Origin of the sequence: Parvularcula bermudensis HTCC2503 (assembly GCF_000152825.2) — a bacterium.
GTDB lineage: Bacteria > Pseudomonadota > Alphaproteobacteria > Caulobacterales > Parvularculaceae > Parvularcula > Parvularcula bermudensis.
Genome location: NC_014414.1, coordinates 2,686,778 through 2,706,548, shown reverse-complemented (window position 1 = coordinate 2,706,548; position 19,771 = coordinate 2,686,778). Strand labels below are relative to the sequence as shown.

Here is a 19,771-nt window from a genome sequence, read left to right as displayed (position 1 = left end):
GCTGCCGCGTCATCCGTTAGAGTCCCATGGATAGTAAAATGGATATGCCGACAACGATCTCGAAATCCACCAAACGACCGGAGCCCTTCGCACGGGGCCATGGCCCGGCCCCCGCACGACTTGCCGATCTTGGGGCCAAATCGCTGCAACAGGCCCGTCGTGATGTGGCCTTCGCCGCCGCGGAAAGCTTGGGCGCGATCGCCGAGAAGTGACACAGGAGTGACACGCATGGCCTTGTGAGGTCGAGCTCGCATCGACGCTCACGTCGCTGCAATGCTGGTCATCCCCTCCCGTAGAGCGGCGATGCCGTCACCGGTTTCACTCGATGTGGCGATAATGTCAGGGTGGGCTGCAGGGCGTCGACCAATGGCCTCGCCGACCGCTTTTATTCGCCTGGCGGCCTCGGTCGGTTTGATCTTGTCGATCTTTGTCAGCACAAGTTGGTAGGGAACGGCGCTTTCGTCGAGAAGGCTCATCGTTTCCTCGTCTACCGGCTTCAGCCCATGGCGGCTGTCGACAAGGATATGGACGCGGCGCAGATTGGGGCGCCCTCGTAAGAAATCGCGGGTGAGGCCAGTCCAGCTTTCCACCGCCGAGCGGGAGGCTTTGGCATAACCATAGCCGGGGAGGTCAACGAGGCGGAGACGCCCGCCAAGATCGAAAAAATTGAGTTCGCGGGTCCGGCCGGGGGTATTGGACGTGCGGGCCAAGGCCTTTCGGCCTGTGAGGCGGTTGATCAAGGACGATTTTCCGACATTCGAGCGACCGGCAAAGGCAAATTCCGGCAGATCCGGGGGCGGCAGGGCTGCCATGGTCGTGACGCCCAGCATGAATTGGCAATCCCCCCGAAACAGCTTCCGCGCGTCTTCGCTGAGTGCCGTGTTCTGGCTCTCTTCGGTCATCGCAACGACCTTTGCTTGTCGGGGTCAGGCCTTGTTGTCATTCGCCTGCGGCGCCTTGCCAAAACTTTGCTTGATATTGCCCAGAATATCGACGTCCGCCCCCTGACGTTTCATGATGATATATTGTTGGATCACGGACAAGAAGGTGTTCCAGAACCAGTAGAGGACGAGCCCCGCCGCGAAGGGGGCGAAAATGAACATAAAGATCAACGGCATAAGGCCAAAGATCATCCGCTGGGTGGGGTCGGGCGGCGGCGGGTTCAGCTTCAATTGGACGAACATTGCCGCCCCCATCAACAAGGGCAGAATACCAATACCGAGGAACGACCCGATCAGCGGGACGGTCGTCGGATCGAAGGGCAGGAGGCCGAACAGATTGAAGACGCTTGTCGGATCTTGCTCGGAGAGGTCGGGGATATAGAGGAACGGTTCGTGACGGAGTTCGATGGTCACAAAGAGCGTTTTGTAGAGTGCGTAAAAGATCGGCATCTGCGCCAGAACTGGCAGACATCCGGCAGCAGGATTGATTTTGTGCTTCTTATAAAGCGCCATCATTTCCTGCTGCTGTTTGGTCTTGTCGTCAGTATAACGCTCGCGAATCTTCATCAATTCGGGTTGGACCTTTTTCATCCCGGCCATTGATTTGTAGGACATGTTGGCGAGGGGGAACAAAACCGCCTTGATCACCAGGGTGAGGAGCAGGATCGCCACGCCCCAATTGCCGGTCAGCCCTTCGAAAAAGGCGAGAATGCCGAAAATGGGACGCGTCAGGAAAGAGAAATGCCCCCAATCAACGGCCCAGACAAAGCGGTCGATCCCGAGCTGATCCTGATACATGCGGAGGACCTCGACCTCCTTCGATCCGCCATAAAGATAGGCCTCAGTGCGTATTGTGGCCCCAGGAGCGATTGATTGGGTTTCGAGCAGATAGGAGGCCCGGAACAACGGGATCGCCCCGTCCGTCACATCTAGTTCGGCTTTGAAGGGGGTGTCTTGCGGAGGGATGGCGGCGGAGAGCCAATATTTGTCGGTGATCCCCACCCAGCCGCCGCTGCCACGATCCTCAATGCCGCCGCCTGACAGAAGTTTCTTATATTTGCGATCCATCAATCGATGATCGACGACCCCTATCGGCCCTTCGAACAAGATCATGAAATTCTGAAGATCTGCCGGGATCCCGCGCTGATAGGCGGCGCCATAGGGCTGGGCGACCACGGTTTCGCCACTGCCATTCGTCACCTCATAGGTGACCCGGAACATGAATTGTTCATCTACCGCGAGGGTGGCCCGGTACTGGATATCGCCTTCCTGCCGCGTGACGATCACCGGAGTCTTGGGCGTCAACACCGCGCCTTCCGGGGCCTGCCAGCGCGCCGTTCTGTCGGAGACACCGCCGATGGACAGCCCGGCGCGCATGAATTGCGGTGTCGTGGCGGTCCGCGGACTAAGAAGAACGATGGGGGGCGAGTCCGCCGCAAGGGTCGCTCTGTAGGTCTTGAGGATCAAATCGTCGAAGAGAAGGCCCTCAAGATTGACCGAGCCCGACAGGGTCGGCGTTTCGATGGGGAGCCGCGCCGTCCCCTCCGCCAGGGCTTGCTCGCGGCTCAGCGACCGTTCGGTGCCGGGCAAAAAGGTCTCCCCCGCATCGGCAGGATCCATCTGTTCCGCGGCGATTGCCTGCGCCTTTTCTTGGGCTTCGAGATACGCCGCGCGTTTCGGACCAAGCACCAGGGCCTCATAGCCGAACAGCAGGAGGGTCGAGAGAACCAGAGCGATTATGACGTTGCGATCCATCGGCGCCTCCGCGCGGAGCTGATTGGGGGAGGAATAGAGCTAGAGAGCGCCAGCCTCTACGAGGGCGCCACGAACGTCGTCAAGGAGAAGTGGCCACGGCCGCGCGCCGAGCGCGGGGCGCGCGATGAAATTGAGGTCGTATCCTGGCTTTACCGACGATGAGCTGAGGCTCTCGACCGCCGCGCGCAAGCGGCGTTTCAGCCGGTTTCGCCGCACGGCATTGCCATGCTTTTTCGTGACCGTGAAACCGATACGGGTGGCGGAAAGATCGTTCGGGGCGACTTGCAGCAGAAAGGTGGGGCGATTGATCCTGCGACCCCGCCGCAGCGAAAGGAAATCGCGGCGCTTGGTCAGTCTCTCGACCCTGGACGCGCCCATGACCATACCCCCCCGGCACCGGCATTGTCGCCGGTACAGGCACCGCGTCCGGCAAAAAGTCAGGTTTAGGCGCTGAGACGTTTCCGCCCCTTGGACCGCCGTGCGGCGAGGACCCGACGCCCGCCAACCGTCGCTTTACGCGCACGGAACCCATGGCGGCGTTTACGCTTCAGAACACTGGGCTGATAGGTGCGTTTCATGACGGCAACCCTGATGGAGAAATGCCTCAAGGGCAGGTGAATGAAAGAGGCGCTGCCTAGGCAAAGCGGGACGCGCCGTCAAGCCACTGTGACATGCCTCATCCAAGGAGAGGTCGGTGGGCCTGGTGTCCTCGTCTGTAACGATGCCTTCGCCCGTTGCGAAGAAGAGAGCATCGGGCGGCAATGGGCTCGTGTCAGAGGTCGATGCCCGCGAGCGGGGCCGGCGAGAGGGAGAGAGAGATGAGCCAAAAACCACAAGCCGGCGAGGGCAAAAGCCTGCGGGGCCGCCTGCTCCTCGCCATCGGGGGGCTCGGCCTTCTTATCGCCCTCGGTTATGCGGCGGGGATACACAACTATTTGCGGCTCGAAGCCTTGGATGACTTCGCCGCCTGGATCGACGCCCACACTTTTGTGGCGACACTGACTTTTGTGACCATTTATGCCGTCCTTGTCGCCATCTCCTTTCCGGGGGCGACCCTGTTGACGATCGCGGGGGGGTATCTGTTCGGCCAATGGATCGGAACGATCGCCGTGGTGATTGCGGCCACCATTGGCGCGACGGTCATTTTCTCCCTGGCGAAATGGGTGTTCAAAGATAGTCTGGCGAAACAGGCCGGCGGCGCCCTTGCCCGAATGGAGAAGGGCTTCCGAGAGGACGAACTCAATTACATGTTCTTGCTCAGATTGGTCCCCGCCTTCCCCTTTGTCGCCATCAATATCGGTGCCGGTGTCCTGAACGTGAAGCTCACGAACTATCTGATCGGCACGTTTTTCGGAATCATTCCCGGTTCATTCGTGTACGTCTCTATTGGGAATGCCATTCAAAAGGGGAGCGCGACACTCCAGGATGCCGGTCTCCTCTCGGTTTTTGCCCAGCCGCAGGTCTACATACCCTTTATCGGCCTTGCGGTCCTGGGCGCGCTGCCCATTCTCATCAAACGCCTCGGCGGTGGCCGTGCTGCGAAACTCGCCGACAAGGCAACCGGAGGCCAGTGACCCATGACCAAGCTTCTTAAGACGGATCTCTGCATTATCGGCGCCGGCTCCGGCGGGCTGTCGGTGGCGGCGGGTGCGGCGCAATTGGGGCGCGATGTCGTCCTGATCGAGCGGCACAAAATGGGGGGAGACTGCCTCAATTTCGGCTGCGTTCCCTCCAAGGCGCTCCTGGCCGCGGGGGCGGTGGCCCAGACCATCCGAACGGCGAGTAAGTTCGGCATCAAGGCGGCTGATCCCCTGATCGATTATGGCGCCGTTCACGATCACGTTCACGGCGTGATTGCCGCGATCGAGCCGAATGACAGCCAGGACCGCTTTGAAGCCCTTGGCTGTACGGTGTTGCGAGAGGATGCGCGGTTCACCGGCCGCCGAGAGGTCACGGCGGGCGATACGGTGGTCAGGGCCAAGCATTTCGTGATCGCCACCGGCTCAGCGCCTTTCGTCCCCCCTATCGAAGGGCTGAAGACCGTCCCCTATCTGACCAACGAGACGCTGTTCGATCTCAAGGAATGCCCCGACCATCTGATCGTCGTTGGCGGCGGCCCTATCGGGATTGAAATGGCGCAAGCCCACCGGCGCCTTGGGGCCAAGGTGACGGTCCTAGAGCGCGGGGGGGATATTCTGCCCAAGGACGACCCTGAGCTTGTCGCTATCCTTGCCGAGGAGTTGAGGGGGGAGGGCCTTACCCTCGAAACCCAGACCGAAGTGCATGAAGTTGCCAAGGGGGCCGAGGGGCACATCATCGTGAAGGGCGCAAAGGCCGGTGCCCCCTATGAGGTGACGGGCAGCCATCTACTCATCGCCGTGGGGCGACAGCCGCCATTAGCGTCGCTCGATCTTCAGACCGCCGGGGTCGCCACCCACCCTAAGGGCATTACCGTCGATCAATTCATGCGCACATCGAACCCGCGTATCTACGCGATTGGGGATTGCACTGGCGGGCGGCAGTTTACCCATGTGGCGGGCTATCATGCGAGCCTCGTGGTGCAGAATATCCTCTTCAAGACCCCTCGCCTGACCTTCGGCATCAAGGGCGGCAAGAACCATGAGGAAGAGGCGCCATGGGTCACATACACCGATCCCGAACTCGCCCATGTCGGCCTCACCGCCCAGATGGCTGAGGCGCGAGGGGAGAGCTATTCAACCGCTCTTTGGGACTATGAGGAGAACGACCGGGCCCAGGCGGAGCGGGCGACGCGCGGGAAGATCAAAGTCGTGATCGGCAAGGGGGGACGCCTTCTCGGCGCCTCCATTGTCGGGAAAAAGGCCGGCGACCTGATCGGTCCCTGGCAATTGGCCGTCGCAAACGGCTTGAAGATCGGTGCCTTCACCAAGGCGATCATGCCCTATCCCACCCTGTCGGAAGTCTCCAAGCGGGCGGCGGGGGCCTATTATACCCCCAGCCTCTTTTCCGACCGGACGCGGATGCTGGTGCGGCTGCTGGCAAGTTTTGATTGAGGGGCAGGATCGCGCGGCGGTCAGCCGGCCAACTCACTCGGCCATCGGCGATGAAACCACAGCCACTGGTCCGGTCGTTCCAGGATAAAATCGCCGAGCCGTTCGTTCATCATCGCGGTCAGCTCGGCGACATCCTGTTTGTCGTTCTCGGATTTCTTAAGACGTAGCGGCTCATGCACGGTGAGGGTGAAGCGAGAGCCGGGCTGGCGGACAATTTGTAAAGGGATGAGCGGGACATCGTGGGAGAGGGCGAGACGGGCCGCGGCCTGGGTCGTCATGGCGGGCAGGCCTAAAAGAGGGGCCTCGATCCCGTCATTCAATTTTTGATCGGTCAGCAGGCAGAGCGACAGGCCGTCCTTGAGGGTCTGCAATAGCTCCCGGGCGCCCTTCTTTCCTTTGGGGATCTGGCGCCGCGACATCGCGGCGGCGCGATGCTCAATGATCATTTTGTCAACATAGGGATTATTGGCTGGTCGATAGACGACCCCATAGCGAATGCCATGGGCGAAAAGTGTCACCGCCATGGCTTCCCAATTGGCGAAATGACCCGAAAAGAAGACGGCCTTGGCGTCTTTCTCGATGATCTCGTCGAGGCGTTCTCCGTGGATCACCGTTACGCGCTCGGGCAGGGTTTTGAGATGCGCGAATTCGGCGACGGTCATGCCGATATTGCGCCACGCCCCGCGCAAGATAGCGGACCGTTCCGCCGCCGTCATATCGGGATAGATCAGCCTGAGATTACGGTGTCCGCGCCGATGGACCGGCAGTATCATGGGGCCGACCATTGATAACAGGCCGCCAAGGCGGAGGGCCGCCTTCTCCACCGGCATGCGCCCGACCCGCTCAAGGATCCATGCCGCGAGGGAGGCCTCCAGGCGATGCATCCGCGTGGCGGGGCGATTGGCGCGCGGGGCCGGCAACGCAATATCGGCGTCCCAGCGGGCCTCGGCGGGGGCGGGGGTGTCACTCATGATCGGTCCTTCAAAACGGTTTCGAGCAGGAGGTCGAGGGGGGTTTCGGTTTCAAGGTCGAATCGCGCATCGACCTCGACAAGGTCGGCACACAAGGCGGGGCTCAATCGCGCGCGATCTTTCCTCGTCGTGACCAAAAGCGCCTCCTCGGCGGCGGCGGCTGAGCTGAGCTGTGCGATATCGTTTTGGGTATAGGGGTGGTGGTCGGCAAAGGCCCTTGTGGCGACAAGGTCGACCCCCTGGCGGGCGAGGTCGTCGAAAAATTTCTGGGGCCGCCCGATCCCGCAAAAGGCGAGGGCGCGTTGACCGATCAGCGTCTCAGGGACAATCGCCCTCAGTCGGGCGCGAAGGACGGGCGCCGTCATCTCCCCAAGGGCGTCGGGCACCGGACCATCCCCGACCATCACCAGGGCATCGGCGCGGGCCATGGCGGCCCCGGCGGCTTCTCGCAGCGGCCCCGCCGGGAAGACGAGACCATTGCCGAGCCCCGCGGCGGCATCCACCACCAGAAAGGAGAGGTCCTTGCGAAGGCTAGGATTCTGAAAGCCGTCATCCATGACGATGACATCCGCCCCCGCCTCCACCGCCAACCGGGCCCCGGCGGGGCGGTCGGCGGCGATGATCACCGGCCAGTCACGGGACAGCATGACCGCCTCGTCCCCAACCTCCGCCGCCTCATGCGTGCTCGTTACCCGCACCGGTCCCTTGAGGCGGCCGCCATAGCCGCGCATCAGGATCATCGGGCTGCGTCCCCTCCGTTTGAGGCGATGGGCAAGGCTGGCGGTGAACGGGGTCTTGCCGACCCCGCCCAGGGTGACATTGCCGACGCAGATCACCGGTATGCCCGCGAGATAAGGGCGATGGCGGGCGATTTTTGCCGCGACGCGGGCGGCATAGACTTTCGAGATCGGCAGGAGCGCCCGGGCAAGCGGATGGGGCCGTCCCTCGGGGGTCTGCCAAAAGGAAGGCGGCTTCATGGGGTGCCCCCCTTTGTGGGCTGGTGGGGCTTTGCAGGCAGAAGGGGCGCTAGATAGTCGATCGTGCGATCCATGACATCGGCCCCGCCGCGTTCCGCCCAGCTTCGGGCTCTTCCCCCCATGGCGTTCGCCTCTGCGGGCGCGCGGAGGGCGGCGGCCATCGCCGTCGCCAATGTCTTCACATCGGAGACCTGTATCACGGCTTGGACCTGTTCGAGGGCTGCGTAGGTCTCCGCGAAGTTGAAAAGGTGGGGGCCGACAAAGAGAGGGACCGACAGGTGGGCAGGCTCGATCGGGTTATGGCCTCCCCGGTCCACAAGGCTCCCCCCCATGAATGTCGGGACGGTCAGGCGATAGAAGAGCCCCAATTCGCCCAACGTATCGGCAATGAAGACCGCGTCCGAGGGGCGCGGCCAGGGGGTTACCGAGCGCCGCCCCCCCGAGAGACCCTTCGCGGCGATCATCGCGTCGATGTCGGCTCCCCGTTCGGGATGACGCGGCACGATCAGTGTCAGGAGTGAAGGGTAATCGCCACGCAATTCTTGGTGCACACGGAGGATTAGTTCTTCTTCTCCCGCGTGGGTACTGGCGGCAAGGATCACGGGCCGGTCGCCTATTGCCGCCTTGAGGGCGCTTATGGCGGCCGGCTCCGCCGGGGGCGGCGGAGCGGCTTGCTTCAAATTGCCGGGGCTTTCGACCGGGCGTCGCGCCAGGGTGGTGAGGCGGGCGGCGTTGTCCTGATCCTGGGCCGTCAGGACGGAGAAAGCGCCATAGAGCGCGGCGGCCACTCGGGGACGTTTCGACCATCCCTCAAAGGCGCTTGGAGAGAGGCGACCATTGAGTAGCGCCAGCGGGATGTCTCGGCGTTGGCACGCGGAGAGCAGGACGGGCCAGAGTTCTGCCTCGATGAAGAGACCGCCATCGGGCCGCCAGTGATCGAGGAACCGGTGCACATAGACGGGATGGTCGATGGGGATATATTGGTGGCAGCTCCCCTCCGGTAATCGCTCGGCCAAGAGCCGCGCCGATGTCACCGTGCCCGTCGTCACGAGGCAAAAAAGGTCCGGCCGCTCCTCCCTCAGCCGGGCAATCAGGGGAAGCGCCGACAGCGATTCCCCGACGCTGGCGCCGTGGATCCACATGACCGGCCCCGCCGGCCGTGGGAGAGAGGCGCGGCCACGCCGCTCGTCGAGGCGCTCGGCCTCCTCCTTCCCGGCGCGGACCCGTCGCCACAGGATCAGCTCCGCCAGGGGACGCAGGCAGTGGGTCAGGGCGCGATACGCCGACAGACTGACGGGGGCGGCGGTCATTCCCTTAGGTCCCCTTCGTCTCAGGATGGTCGTCACGGCGGTCGCCAAGATCTTCAAGGTTGCGTCCGCATTGTCGGTCCGCCTCGTCGGTGACCTGATTGAGGGCGTCGGTAATCCGGCGGGAGGCGGCATCGATGGATAGACCGGTGCGAGGAATGGTCAGGGGCGGGCCGAAGACGATGGCGCCCTTGCCGAAGGGGACGGGGAGGGGGATGAGGAAGCGATCCCAACTGTTGAGCCGAAGACCCCAACGGACGCTGATAGCAATGGGGATGATGGGGGCACCGCTGAGACGGCTGAGCTGGGCGGCTCCTCCCTGGGCTTGTCGGCGTGGTCCCCGGGGGCCGTCAGGGGTGATCCCGGCATTCTTCCCCTCCTTGAGGATGCGGGTCAGGGCTTTGAGCGCCGACGCGCCCCCCTTGTTTTTCTCCGGCTTGCGGGGGTCGGCGCCCGAGCCGCGTCGTGTGTCGATCGAAAAATGGGTCATGACCTGGGCGATCATTTCGCCATCCCGGTGCTCGGAGACCAGTACCGCGAGGGGGCGGCCCTGTTGCCGTTGGATGATGGGCATCATCATCAGCCGCGCGTGCCAAAAGGCACAGATGAACGGGGCGCCGGAGGCGATCAGCGATTGATAATGCTCATGGCCCACCCGATCCCAGCGCACGAGGCCCTCGACCAGCCGAATATAGGCCCAAATTGCTCGGGTCAGAAGGCGCTGCCGAAAGGAGGGAGAGGAGGGGGTTTTGCGGGGCACGGCGCACTCGGCTACATCGCGGCTCCCTATAGCGAAGTCCGGCGGAAAAACGCAAAGAACCCTATGGACCACCCCATTTCGCCGTCAGCCTCCGATCCCACGCCCCGGCTTGCCCTCAGGCTTTGGCGCGAAGCGCTCAGTCCTTATAAGGGGCGACTGGCGATCAGCTTTGGCTTTATGGTGGCCCTGGCGGGGGCTGAGTTTGCCTTCATTCTCGCGACCCAGTGGATTTTCGCGGGGCTATCGCCCACCGAGGAGAGCCGTTTTACCGCCAATGCCGCCGATGTGGTGGTCTGGGGCCCCGTTCTCATCCTTGTGCTCGGTCTGTTTCAGGCGGCGGTGTTCTATGGCCAAGTCGTCACGAGCCAGGGAATTGGCATCAGTTTGATGCGCGATGTGCAGCAAAAGATGTATGATCGCATCCTGACCCTCGACCTCGCCCAGACCGAAGGGGATGGCGCGGGGCCCCTCGTCTCGCGCTTCACCAATGACATGGCGGTGCTGCGAACCTCTCTTGTTCGCGCCCCGAATGGGGTGCGGGATGGGGTCCGGCTGATCGGGATCGTCGTGGCGCTGGTTGTGTTGGACCCGATCCTGTTTCTGGCCGTCCTCCTCATCTACCCCGTGGTGGGGCTTCCTGTGACGTGGCTTGGCAAGCGGATCAGGCATTTGGGGCGTCATGTTCAACGGCAAATCGGAGAGCTGACCGGCGTTTTGACCGAAAGTGTCCAGGGACGCCGCATGATCACGAGCTATCGGCTCGAAGATTATGAGCGCCGGCGCCTTGGCGAGGCCTTCGAGGAGCGTCATCGGTTGCTCCACCGCCTGTTGCGAATCAACGCCGCCAATGAGCCGGTGATCACGGTGATCGGGGCGGTGGCGATCGCTGCAATCATTGGAATCGCTGCTTTTCGGATTGATGCGGGCCTGATGTCGGGGGCGGATCTCGTCGCCTTTCTGGTCGCCATGGCCCTCCTCTCAGCCCCCGCCAGGGGGCTTGGGACATTGAACGCCGCCTTGCAGGAGGGATTCTCCGCCCTCGAACGGATGTTCGACGTCCTCGACCGTCGCCCGACCATCACCGATCGCCCCGGCGCCAGATCACTGTCTTTACCCGCGGGGCCGCCGGACATCCGCTTCGAGGGGGTTCATTTCGCCTATCGAGAGGGGGAGCCGATCCTGCGCGGGATCGACCTGACGGTCCCGGCCGGGGCGACCGTTGCCCTGGTGGGGCCGAGTGGGGCGGGGAAATCCTCGCTCTTCGGCCTTATCCCCCGGCTTTATGAAGCCGAATCGGGTCGCATACTGATCGCTGGACAAGCGATCGACAGTGTTACGCTGGCCTCTATACGCGATGCCATCGCGCTTGTTTCTCAGGATGCGGTGTTATTCGATGACACGGTGGGGGCGAATATCCGCTTTGGGCGCGCGGACGCTGATGATGAGGCCCTCAAGGCGGCGGCCGTTGCGGCAGCCGCGCATGATTTTATCGAAGCCCTCCCGCAAGGGTATCAAACCCCGGTGGGCGAGCGGGGCGAGAAGCTTTCCGGTGGTCAACGCCAGCGCGTGGCCCTGGCGCGGGCCTTTTTGAAGGATGCGCCCATCCTCCTCCTTGACGAAGCGACCGCTGCTCTCGATGCGGAAAGCGAACGCCTGATCGACGAGGCGCTCAAGCGTCTTGCGGCGGGGCGGACCACGCTGGTTATTGCCCATCGCCTGTCCACCGTCTGCGACGCCGATCTGATCTGTGTGATGGACCGGGGCCAGATCGTCGAGACCGGCACCCATGCCGAGCTTGTGGCCAAAGGGGGGCTTTATGCGCGTCTGGCGGCCCTCCAGTTCGGAGAGGCCACGTGACCCCTTTTCGCGGTGCCGTTCTCCTGATGGTCTGCACCCTTTGGGGGCTGCATATCGTTGTCGTACGGGCCACCGTCGATGACGTGCCGGCCCTCCTCTATGTCGCTCTACGGATGAGCCTTGTTGCGGTGCTCCTGATTCCCTTTCTACGCTGGCACAAGGGACGGATGCGGCCGATCCTCGTGGCTGGACTATGTTTCGGTGGGTTCAATTACGCCTTTTTGTTCAATGGCCTGCGATTTGTGCCGGCAGGCGTTGGGGCACTGCTGGTGGAGCTTTACGTCCCCATTGCGATGGGGCTCTCGATACTCCTGCTCGGCGAGCGGGTCGGTTGGCGCCGTGGCACCGGCGCTGCCTTGGCGGTTCTTGGCGCGGTGATCATTGTGACGGGGGAGGGCGAGGCGATGAGCGGCGCCACCAATCTTCCGCTTGGCGCGGTCCTGCTTATCGCCGGCGCTTTTTGTGAGGCCTTGGGGGCGATCCTGATCAAGCGCGTCCATGGGGTTAGTGCCTTACAGCTTCTTGCGTGGTTTGGGGTCGTGGGGGGGGTGGTGAGCTGGGGGCTGACGATAGTCCTCATCGGTGATCAGGTCCCTGACGCTATTCCCAATCTCGCAACGGGCGGATTTGTCTCTGCCCTGATCTATTCAGCGATTGGCGCGTCGATCATGGGGCACGCCTCTTATTACTGGCTGCTACAGCGGGTCGATGTCACTGTTCTTGCGCCCTCAGGTGTTCTGACCACCGTGATCGCCGTGACCGCAGGAACGCTCTTCCTCGATGAACCCCTGACCGCTCGTCTGATCGTGGGGGGCGCGCTAACCCTTCTCGGAGTCGGGATTATCGCCATCCGCAGTGCCAAAAAAGCAACCACCGAAGCCTCGCTTCCCGTGGGGGGACCCGAGGGCGTACGGATACAGGAGCCTAGTCATGTCCGTTCCGATTGAGGATCTTCCCTCTCCTAACTATTCCAGCCGGGAGGGGACACCGATTACGCTGGTCGTGCTTCATTATACCGGAATGCCCAGCGCCGAGGAGGCGCTCGACCGGTTGCGCGACCCCGAGGCGGGGGTATCCTCACACTATTTCATCGAGCAAGACGGCCGGATTGTCCGGCTTGTGGACGAAAAGGACCGGGCGCATCATGCAGGCCTTGGCGCCTGGGGGCCGGTTCGTGATGTCAATTCCGCGTCGATCGGCATCGAAATCGTCAATAAGGGTCATTTATGGGGGTATGAGGATTTCCCCGATCTCCAAATCGACGCCCTGATCGGTCTGATGACGGAGATCTATCGCCGTCACCGTCTTGGCCCCCTTGCGGCGATTGCCCATTCAGACCTCGCCCCGGCCCGCAAGGACGATCCGGGGGAGCGCTTTCCCTGGGACCGACTTGCCGCCTCTCGCCTCGCCATCGGTCAGTGGCACCCAGGGGAGGATCCGCCGCCCCCGGACTATGATGACAGCCTGACCCAGTTGACCGAGATCGGCTACGGGCTCGATCGTAGTTTCCCCGTTCCTGCGGTTCTGGCCTTTCAGCGCCGCTTCGCGCCGCGTCTCCTCGGACAGGCCCTGTCACCAGCGACGCGCCAGGCGATCAGGTGGGTACACGGCCAGGTGATCGCTGAACGTCTTCGCCCAGGGCCTTGACCGCGGCGGGCATTTTAAAGAGGCGTGGGGGTGTCCTGATCTTCGGTGGGCGGTGCGCGATTCGGATCGGGAGCTGGCGCCTGGTCATAGGGGATCCCCGGCGTGGGGGCGATGACGCGCGGGCCCACAACGCCGTGCCAAAGAGCCCAAAGGACGATGACCGCGAAAATGCTCCCCCCGAGCAGTGTCGCCGTTTTACCCCGTCCCTTCGGTCCAGGTCCCTTGCTGTCAGGCCGTCCCCGTCGGGGCCAAGATGACACCATTGCGATTACCGCTCCTCATCCGTCACTCTCAGGGCGCGCTTATCCGCCGCCATAACGGCGGTGTCTACCATCCGCCGATCTCACAAGGGGCTGATCGGACAGGACATAACGGCCGGCGCTTCTCGTCTTCCCTAGGCGGTCCGTCCGGCGCGCTCTTCTTCGTCCTTGATACGGTCGATATCGTCGCGCATTTTTCGCAACGCCTCGACATCCTCGTCCGGTATATCGTCCGACCGCTCGGCCAAGGGCAGAAGCATGTCCATCATCCAGCCCAATTGCTTGCCATAGCTGGCCACCTCTCGCACGATCCGCTCCTCGGTATGGGGGCGCGGTGTGGCCATGCCGTAGAGCCACCCCCAGGACGTGGTGGGATCGGCGTTGAGCGTGAAATTACTGCCGAAGGGGAAGTAAATATTGATATCGCCGACGCTGAACACGCGCAGCGCTTCGGTGACCTGCCGCATCCAAGCGGCGTAAAAGCCCATCGGGTCGAACGGCAGGGCGGGGACAAGCGGCATTACCGGGGCGACCGGCGCTGGCAACGCTCGGTGCGTCTCGTCCTCGGTATAGGGAGAATGAGCGCCTGAATGGGCTGATGACGGAAACTCAAGAAGGTCCTTGCGCAACACCATAAGGCGCCTTTCTGCCCTTAATTGTCGAGGAAGCTCCTCAACTTTCTTGAGCGGGACGGATGCTTCAACTTACGCAACGCTTTAGCCTCAATTTGCCGGATTCGCTCCCGCGTGACCGAAAATTGTTGGCCTACCTCTTCGAGAGTGTGATCGGTGTTCATTCCGATGCCAAATCTCATACGCAGCACCCGCTCTTCGCGGGGGGTCAGAGAGGCGAGCACCCGCGTGGTGGTCTCCCGGAGATTGGACTGGATCGCCGCATCGATGGGCAGGATCGCATTCTTGTCCTCGATGAAATCTCCCAAATGGCTGTCTTCCTCGTCGCCGATCGGCGTTTCGAGGGAGATCGGCTCCTTGGCGATTTTCATCACCTTGCGCACCTTTTCGAGGGGCATTGAGAGCTTGGCCGCAAGCTCTTCGGGGGTGGGTTCCCGCCCAATCTCGTTGAGGATCTGACGGGATGTTCGGACAATCTTGTTGATCGTTTCGATCATGTGCACGGGGATACGGATCGTCCGCGCCTGATCGGCGATCGACCGGGTAATGGCCTGACGAATCCACCAGGTGGCGTAGGTCGAAAATTTATATCCGCGGCGATATTCGAACTTATCGACCGCTTTCATGAGGCCGATATTGCCTTCCTGAATGAGGTCGAGGAACTGCAAGCCGCGATTGGTGTATTTTTTGGCGATGGAAATGACCAAGCGCAGATTGGCCTCAATCATCTCTTTCTTGGCGATTCGCGCTTCGCGCTCACCCTTTTGCACGGTCTGAACAATTCGGCGGAAGTCCTTGACCGTCAAGCCTGTTTCCTGCGCCAGTTGACCGATATTCTCACGGAGATCGACGATCTGGTCGCGGCCTTTTGTGGTGAACTGGGTCCAGCCACGGCCATCCATGGCCGACACCCGGTCAAGCCATTCAGGATCGAGTTCATAGCCCAGATAGGAGGTCAGGAAATCCTGACGGTTGACCCCATAGCTGTCGGCGAGGCGGACCAGGCGACCTTCCAGGGCCATGAGTGACCGGTTGATCTCATAGAGCTGCTCGACGAGCGCCTCGATCCGGTGGTTGTGAAGGCGCACGGAGCGAACCCGCTCGACGATATCCTTCTGTAATTTCCGCAACCGCTTGAGCTGACTGTCGCTGAGATCTTCACCGCTCAATTGCTGCTCGATCTGGATATCCTGCAAGCGACGGAGTTTTTTGAAGTCCTCGGCGATCTCGCTAAAGGTATCCATGACCCCTTCGCGCAGTTCCGCTTCCTTGGCGGAGAGCGAGAGGTCACCCTCGTCGATATCCTCATCGTCGAGCCCTTGGGCCGCGCGCTCTTCCTGCTCCCGCTGCACCGCCTCCGCGACTTCGGGCTTGGTCATGTCGGGCTTGGATTCAGGGCCCCCATCATAGGTGGCGTCGAGGTCGATGATGTCGCGCAGAAGGACGCGTCCTTCCTCGAGCTCCTCTCGCCACACGGTGATCGCCTCAAAGGTCAGTGAGCTCTCACAGAGGGCGCGAATCATTGATTCCCGCCCGGCCTCGATACGTTTGGCGATGGCGATTTCGCCCTCGCGGGAGAGCAATTCGACCGCGCCCATTTCCCGCAAATACATGCGGACGGGATCATCGGTACGGTCACTGTCGGCTTTGGTGTTGGTGGCGACAGTTGCCGACGATTCTTTTTTGACGACGGCCGAGCTCTGGGCCTTTTCCCCGCCCTCTTCGTCGGCGTCGCCGTCCCCGCCGTCTTCGTCATCCTCCGTGACGTTGATCCCCATATCGGAGAGCTTCGTCATAATATCTTCGATCTGTTCGGAGGTGTATTCACTCTCGGGAAGGGCAGCATTCAGCTGATCATAGGTGACATAGCCGCGCTTTTTCGCAGCATCGATCATCTTCTTCACAGAAGCGAGATTAAGATCGAGGACGGGGCGATCTGCCTCTTCGGTGACGGCCTGATTCGTTTTACTCATCCGGATCCCTATTGGAGGACGGGAACTTTGGGCTGAGCCGCCCCGAAGTTCAACCGCCGTCTGGCTTACTATCATTCACCAATCGCGTCCGGTGACGGATCACCTCGCGCCAAAGTCTTTCCTCATCGACGGTCCTGTAGGCTGACCGCGCCGCTTCATCGACCTCTGCCGCCAACTCTCCGTCGAAACGATGTTTCGATAACGCATTGAGCCAACCTTGCCGTGCCTGATCATCATCCGTTTCGGGACGTAGAAACCGCTCCAACCGGAGCCGCTTGTGGTCCCGCCAATGAGCAAAGGTAAGTTGATGCTTCTCGACTCTGGAGATGTGGTTTTCCAGACTTTCCCTGTCAAGCGTTTCACACTCGACGACGAAGCTGACAAGGTGGCCCAGAAGGGCGCTGAGGTTCGGGTCGACCAGCTCCAGCGCGAAAATCTCATCTTCGCAGGTTTTGAAGAGGCTTGGGTGGAAGACCAGGGTCAGGACCAGGAGCGCTTCTGTCACGGTGCGCGCATCGGTCCGGTTGAGATTGACCGCCTTTAGCGCCGGGCTCACCGAGAGGGGCGGGGCGAAGGGTCTAAACCCCCCCGAGGACGGTCGGCCGCGCGCCCCCTCGGGCCGCCATCCGGCCGCAGGCGGGCGGCCCCCCGTCCGGGGCCCGGCGGCGCCATTCTCGGCGCGCAATTTATCGGTGAAGAAGTGCTGATAGGCCCGCCGAACGTCGATATCCTGAATTTGCGCCAATCGATCGCGCAGATGGCGCCTGAAACCGGCGACCTGCTCGGGGGTCGTTTGGGGGTGCGCCTCGGTTTCATGGGCCCAAAGTACCTCCGCCAGGGGGCGGGCGGCGGCCACGATCTGGGCCATGGCCTTGGCCCCGTCGCCGCGCAGAACGTCGTCGGGGTCTTTCCCCTCCGGCAAAAAAGCGAAGCGAAGCGATTTCCCCGGCGCAAGCAAGGGGAGGGCGCGATCAATGACCCGGAAGGCCGCCTTTTGCCCGGCCCGGTCACCGTCGAGGCAGACCACGGGCTCATCGCACACCCGCCATAAAAGGCCCAGTTGCGCCTCGGTCACCGCGGTGCCGAGGGGGGCGACCGCCGCATACCCCGCCTCATCAAGGGCGATCACGTCCATATAGCCTTCGGCCAGAAGAAGCGGGGTATCGTCCTTAAGCTTTTTCCGCGCGCGGTCATAACCGTACAAAGTCGCCGATTTATGGAAGAGGACGGTCTCCGGCGAATTCATATATTTCGCCGACACGGATCTGGAGAGCGCACGACCGCCAAAGGCGATGACTTTGCCGCGGGACAGGATCGGGAACATCACCCGATCACGGAATTTATCATATGGCTCGCCGTCGTCGGGACGAATCACCAATCCCGCGTCGACCAGACAGGAAAGGTCGAAGCCTTTCTCCATTAACGTGTCGCGAAGGGCTGTCCGATCACCGGGGGCATAGCCGAGCCCAAAAGCCCCGCGTGCCGCCGCTCCGACACCGCGTTGCTCTAGATAGGCGAGGGCGTGTTTGCCGGGTTTACGGGTAAGCTGCTCACGAAAGAATTTTGCCGCTTCGAGATTGGCCTCCGCCACGCCCTTGGCGCTGCGTGCCCGTTCCTCCTCCTCTGGACTGCTCTTGGGCAGGTCGAGCCCGGCGAGCTCGGCAAGGCTCGCCACCGCTTCGGGAAAGGCCAGATTTTGCGTCTCCATCAAAAAGCCGATGATGTCGCCAGACTTGCCCGCCGAAAAATCAAAGAACTTCCCCTTCTCGTCATTCACGAAAAAGCTTGGGGTTTTTTCTTGAGTGAAGGGCGACAGGCCGCGGAATTCCCGGCCTTCCTTGGTTAATTTCACCGTTCGGCCGATCACGTCCGAGGCGCGGAGCCGGGCACGGATTTCGTCGAGGAATTGCGGGGTGAAGCGTGTCATCGGCCTAGGACATTACGCGCCTTGGCTGTCGAGAGCGAGGGGCGCGCCGCTTGGATTAAGGTAAACCTTTCCCCGAAGGGTCACCCGGCGCCAAAAATTTTTCTCGTCACAGACCGGTGAGAACGGTTGGGGGGAAAAGCTAAGCGCTATCGGATGTTATATCGTTAACTTGGCGGAGGCGTCGGTCATCTTAACGGCGCGAGATTATGCTGCGGCGCACATTTATGAAGCAAATTTTATCGAAAGTGCAGACAGAGGCCAGATTTTATGTTCAATCTGCGTTTGCTGCATTGCCGATCTCCTAAGGTCGGCTGGCAGAATCGATAGGCCATAATAGCACGGAGGGGCAGAAATGGTTAATGCACGGCTCTCGCGGATCCTCGCGACAGCTTCGGTGGCATCGGTGGCAATCGCACCGGCTGTCGCGCAAGACGGGGCACCAGCACCGGATACGGTGTTTATCTTTAACACGCTACTTTTCCTCATCATGGGGATGGTCGTGATGTTCATGTCGGCGGGCTTTTGCATGCTCGAGGCAGGATCCGTGCGGTCCAAGAACGTTGCGGCGATCTGTCTGAAAAACATCTCGCTTTATGCGATTGCCGGCCTGATGGTTTGGCTCTGCGGCTATAATTTGATCTATGGCGGCGAGGCTGGCGGCTATATCGGTTCGCTCGCTGTGTGGTCGGCGGACGATTCTGCGCCGCTGGATGTGGGCTATTCGGCATCGTCCGACTGGTTCTTCCAGATGGTGTTCGTCGCGACGGCGGCATCGATCGTTTCGGGGACGCTCGCCGAGCGGATCCGGGTTTGGCCGTTCTTTATCTTCACCGCTGTTCTGACCGGCTTCATCTATCCGATCCAAGCCAGCTGGCAGTGGGGCGGCGGCTGGCTCTCCGAGCTTGGCTTCTCTGATTTCGCTGGGTCGACCCTTGTACACGCCACCGGCGGATGGGCCGCTTTGGCGGGGGCGCTCGCCCTTGGGGCACGGACCGGTCGCTTCACCAGTGACGGCAGCCCGGTGGCCTTTTATGGCTCGTCCATGCCGCTCGCGACCCTCGGGACGTTCATCCTGTGGCTCGGCTGGTTCGGCTTCAACGGCGGCTCGCAGCTCGCCATGGGGTCGATCAGCGACGCGGTCGCCGTGTCCGATATCTTCGTCCATACCAATATGGCCGCAGCCGCGGGCGTTGTGACTGTGCTCATCCTGTCGACCTTGCTCCTCGGCAAGATAAACCTGCCGATGGTCCTCAACGGGGCAATCGGGGGCTTGGTGTCGATCACGGCTGAGCCGCTGATCCCTGCACCGCTCCTCGGCACGCCGATCCTGACGGCGGTAATCGTCGGGAGTGTCGGCGGGGTCATCGTCTTCCTGACGATGCCGCTGCTTGAGAGCCTCAAGATCGACGACGTTGTCGGGGCTATTCCCGCGCACTTGTTCTGCGGGATTTGGGGGACGTTGATCGTACCGTTCTCGAACACCGATATTTCGATCGGTGCCCAGGCGACCGGTGTGGCGGCCAATGCGATCTTCGTGTTCGGCACCAGCCTCGTCCTGTGGTTCCTGCTGCGCTTTACGATCGGCATTCGGTCGAGCGAGGCGGAGGAAGAGATCGGTCTTGACCTCGCCGAAACCGGCGCGCCGGGATATGATTTCGTCCCGGTCAACGTGCCGGCCGAATAAGGCAATTTGCCTTGGGCGGGGCGTTGCCCCGCCCTCTCTTTCACGGGA

Annotated in this window: 18 protein-coding genes; 7 read left to right on the top strand and 11 right to left on the bottom strand. The window is 61.9% G+C overall.

Annotation, left to right across the window (positions count from 1 at the left end):
- Positions 1-38 precede the first annotated feature (38 nt).
- Positions 39-212, top strand: a complete 174-nt coding sequence (locus tag PB2503_RS14755; RefSeq protein ID WP_158305855.1) for a hypothetical protein — start codon at positions 39-41, stop codon at positions 210-212.
- A gap of 48 nt (positions 213-260) precedes the next feature.
- Here PB2503_RS14755 and yihA read toward each other — a convergent pair whose 3' ends face one another.
- The 4 genes from yihA to rpmH form a co-directional block, all read right to left on the bottom strand.
- The gene (gene yihA / locus PB2503_RS12640; protein WP_013301649.1) at positions 261-902 is read right to left on the bottom strand and encodes a ribosome biogenesis GTP-binding protein YihA/YsxC; all 642 of its coding nucleotides are present in this window, start codon (positions 900-902) and stop codon (positions 261-263) included.
- 24 nt (positions 903-926) lie between these two features.
- Positions 927-2,696 (bottom strand): membrane protein insertase YidC, encoded by a 1,770-nt coding sequence (yidC, locus tag PB2503_RS12635; RefSeq protein ID WP_013301648.1) that lies wholly within the window; start codon positions 2,694-2,696, stop codon positions 927-929.
- Between the two features lie 39 nt (positions 2,697-2,735).
- Positions 2,736-3,074 carry a ribonuclease P protein component gene (gene rnpA, locus PB2503_RS12630; protein WP_013301647.1) on the bottom strand — a complete coding sequence of 113 codons (339 nt, stop codon included), beginning with the start codon at positions 3,072-3,074 and terminating at the stop codon, positions 2,736-2,738.
- A gap of 65 nt (positions 3,075-3,139) precedes the next feature.
- Entirely contained in the window at positions 3,140-3,274 is a 135-nt protein-coding gene (gene rpmH, locus PB2503_RS14425; RefSeq protein ID WP_013301646.1) for a 50S ribosomal protein L34, read from the bottom strand.
- A 240-nt stretch (positions 3,275-3,514) separates the two neighbouring features.
- On the opposite strand from rpmH, the gene PB2503_RS12625 reads away from it, so the two are divergent.
- A complete protein-coding gene (locus PB2503_RS12625) occupies positions 3,515-4,270 on the top strand; it encodes a TVP38/TMEM64 family protein (RefSeq protein ID WP_013301645.1) in 756 nt (251 codons plus the stop codon).
- A 3-nt stretch (positions 4,271-4,273) separates the two neighbouring features.
- On the top strand, positions 4,274-5,728 hold the full coding sequence (locus PB2503_RS12620; protein ID WP_013301644.1) for a dihydrolipoyl dehydrogenase family protein: 1,455 nt from the start codon (positions 4,274-4,276) through the stop codon (positions 5,726-5,728).
- Between the two features lie 20 nt (positions 5,729-5,748).
- Here PB2503_RS12620 and PB2503_RS12615 read toward each other — a convergent pair whose 3' ends face one another.
- From PB2503_RS12615 to PB2503_RS12600, 4 genes are read right to left on the bottom strand one after another with little or no spacing between them, the layout of a single operon-like run.
- Complete coding sequence (locus tag PB2503_RS12615) at positions 5,749-6,699, bottom strand: lysophospholipid acyltransferase family protein (protein ID WP_013301643.1); 951 nt, start codon at positions 6,697-6,699, stop codon at positions 5,749-5,751.
- Complete coding sequence (lpxK, locus tag PB2503_RS12610; protein WP_013301642.1) at positions 6,696-7,676, bottom strand: tetraacyldisaccharide 4'-kinase; 981 nt, start codon at positions 7,674-7,676, stop codon at positions 6,696-6,698. Before lpxK ends, PB2503_RS12615 begins: the two co-directional genes overlap by 4 nt.
- On the bottom strand, positions 7,673-8,986 hold the full coding sequence (locus PB2503_RS12605; protein ID WP_013301641.1) for a 3-deoxy-D-manno-octulosonic acid transferase: 1,314 nt from the start codon (positions 8,984-8,986) through the stop codon (positions 7,673-7,675). Before PB2503_RS12605 ends, lpxK begins: the two co-directional genes overlap by 4 nt.
- A 4-nt stretch (positions 8,987-8,990) precedes the next feature.
- Positions 8,991-9,743 (bottom strand): lysophospholipid acyltransferase family protein, encoded by a 753-nt coding sequence (locus PB2503_RS12600; protein ID WP_013301640.1) that lies wholly within the window; start codon positions 9,741-9,743, stop codon positions 8,991-8,993.
- 63 nt (positions 9,744-9,806) lie between these two features.
- Here PB2503_RS12600 and PB2503_RS12595 point away from each other — a divergent pair, with 63 nt between their 5' ends.
- Genes PB2503_RS12595 through PB2503_RS12585 form a run of 3 tightly spaced genes read left to right on the top strand, consistent with a single transcriptional unit; the run spans position 9,807 to position 13,247 of the window.
- A complete protein-coding gene (locus tag PB2503_RS12595; RefSeq protein WP_013301639.1) occupies positions 9,807-11,600 on the top strand; it encodes an ABC transporter ATP-binding protein in 1,794 nt (597 codons plus the stop codon).
- On the top strand, positions 11,597-12,547 hold the full coding sequence (locus tag PB2503_RS12590; protein ID WP_013301638.1) for a DMT family transporter: 951 nt from the start codon (positions 11,597-11,599) through the stop codon (positions 12,545-12,547). Before PB2503_RS12595 ends, PB2503_RS12590 begins: the two co-directional genes overlap by 4 nt.
- Complete coding sequence (locus PB2503_RS12585) at positions 12,531-13,247, top strand: N-acetylmuramoyl-L-alanine amidase (protein ID WP_013301637.1); 717 nt, start codon at positions 12,531-12,533, stop codon at positions 13,245-13,247. The genes PB2503_RS12590 and PB2503_RS12585 overlap by 17 nt, the downstream gene beginning before the upstream one ends.
- 394 nt (positions 13,248-13,641) lie before the next feature.
- Here PB2503_RS12585 and PB2503_RS12575 read toward each other — a convergent pair whose 3' ends face one another.
- The 3 genes from PB2503_RS12575 to dnaG are packed head-to-tail and all read right to left on the bottom strand — an operon-like array spanning position 13,642 to position 18,039.
- Entirely contained in the window at positions 13,642-14,142 is a 501-nt protein-coding gene (locus tag PB2503_RS12575; RefSeq protein ID WP_013301635.1) for a hypothetical protein, read from the bottom strand.
- 17 nt (positions 14,143-14,159) lie between these two features.
- Positions 14,160-16,112, bottom strand: a complete 1,953-nt coding sequence (gene rpoD / locus PB2503_RS12570) for an RNA polymerase sigma factor RpoD (protein ID WP_013301634.1) — start codon at positions 16,110-16,112, stop codon at positions 14,160-14,162.
- 49 nt (positions 16,113-16,161) lie between these two features.
- Positions 16,162-18,039 carry a DNA primase gene (gene dnaG, locus PB2503_RS12565; RefSeq protein ID WP_013301633.1) on the bottom strand — a complete coding sequence of 626 codons (1,878 nt, stop codon included), beginning with the start codon at positions 18,037-18,039 and terminating at the stop codon, positions 16,162-16,164.
- A gap of 352 nt (positions 18,040-18,391) precedes the next feature.
- Between dnaG and PB2503_RS12560 the strand changes: the two genes are divergently transcribed.
- Positions 18,392-19,723: an ammonium transporter family protein gene (locus PB2503_RS12560; protein WP_013301632.1), complete on the top strand. Its 1,332-nt coding sequence runs from the start codon at positions 18,392-18,394 to the stop codon at positions 19,721-19,723.
- Positions 19,724-19,771 lie beyond the last annotated feature (48 nt).

Coding starts and splice junctions, on each gene's coding strand:
- PB2503_RS12615 (WP_013301643.1), bottom strand. CDS start 6,699: ATGAGTGACACCCCCGCCCCCGCCGAGGCCCGCTGGGACGCCGATATT.
- PB2503_RS14755 (WP_158305855.1), top strand. CDS start 39: ATGGATATGCCGACAACGATCTCGAAATCCACCAAACGACCGGAGCCC.
- PB2503_RS12585 (WP_013301637.1), top strand. CDS start 12,531: ATGTCCGTTCCGATTGAGGATCTTCCCTCTCCTAACTATTCCAGCCGG.
- PB2503_RS12595 (WP_013301639.1), top strand. CDS start 9,807: ATGGACCACCCCATTTCGCCGTCAGCCTCCGATCCCACGCCCCGGCTT.
- PB2503_RS12560 (WP_013301632.1), top strand. CDS start 18,392: ATGGTTAATGCACGGCTCTCGCGGATCCTCGCGACAGCTTCGGTGGCA.
- PB2503_RS12625 (WP_013301645.1), top strand. CDS start 3,515: ATGAGCCAAAAACCACAAGCCGGCGAGGGCAAAAGCCTGCGGGGCCGC.
- dnaG (WP_013301633.1), bottom strand. CDS start 18,039: ATGACACGCTTCACCCCGCAATTCCTCGACGAAATCCGTGCCCGGCTC.
- yihA (WP_013301649.1), bottom strand. CDS start 902: ATGACCGAAGAGAGCCAGAACACGGCACTCAGCGAAGACGCGCGGAAG.
- lpxK (WP_013301642.1), bottom strand. CDS start 7,676: ATGAAGCCGCCTTCCTTTTGGCAGACCCCCGAGGGACGGCCCCATCCG.
- rpmH (WP_013301646.1), bottom strand. CDS start 3,274: ATGAAACGCACCTATCAGCCCAGTGTTCTGAAGCGTAAACGCCGCCAT.
- PB2503_RS12605 (WP_013301641.1), bottom strand. CDS start 8,986: ATGACCGCCGCCCCCGTCAGTCTGTCGGCGTATCGCGCCCTGACCCAC.
- PB2503_RS12620 (WP_013301644.1), top strand. CDS start 4,274: ATGACCAAGCTTCTTAAGACGGATCTCTGCATTATCGGCGCCGGCTCC.
- rnpA (WP_013301647.1), bottom strand. CDS start 3,074: ATGGGCGCGTCCAGGGTCGAGAGACTGACCAAGCGCCGCGATTTCCTT.
- rpoD (WP_013301634.1), bottom strand. CDS start 16,112: ATGAGTAAAACGAATCAGGCCGTCACCGAAGAGGCAGATCGCCCCGTC.
- PB2503_RS12575 (WP_013301635.1), bottom strand. CDS start 14,142: ATGGTGTTGCGCAAGGACCTTCTTGAGTTTCCGTCATCAGCCCATTCA.
- yidC (WP_013301648.1), bottom strand. CDS start 2,696: ATGGATCGCAACGTCATAATCGCTCTGGTTCTCTCGACCCTCCTGCTG.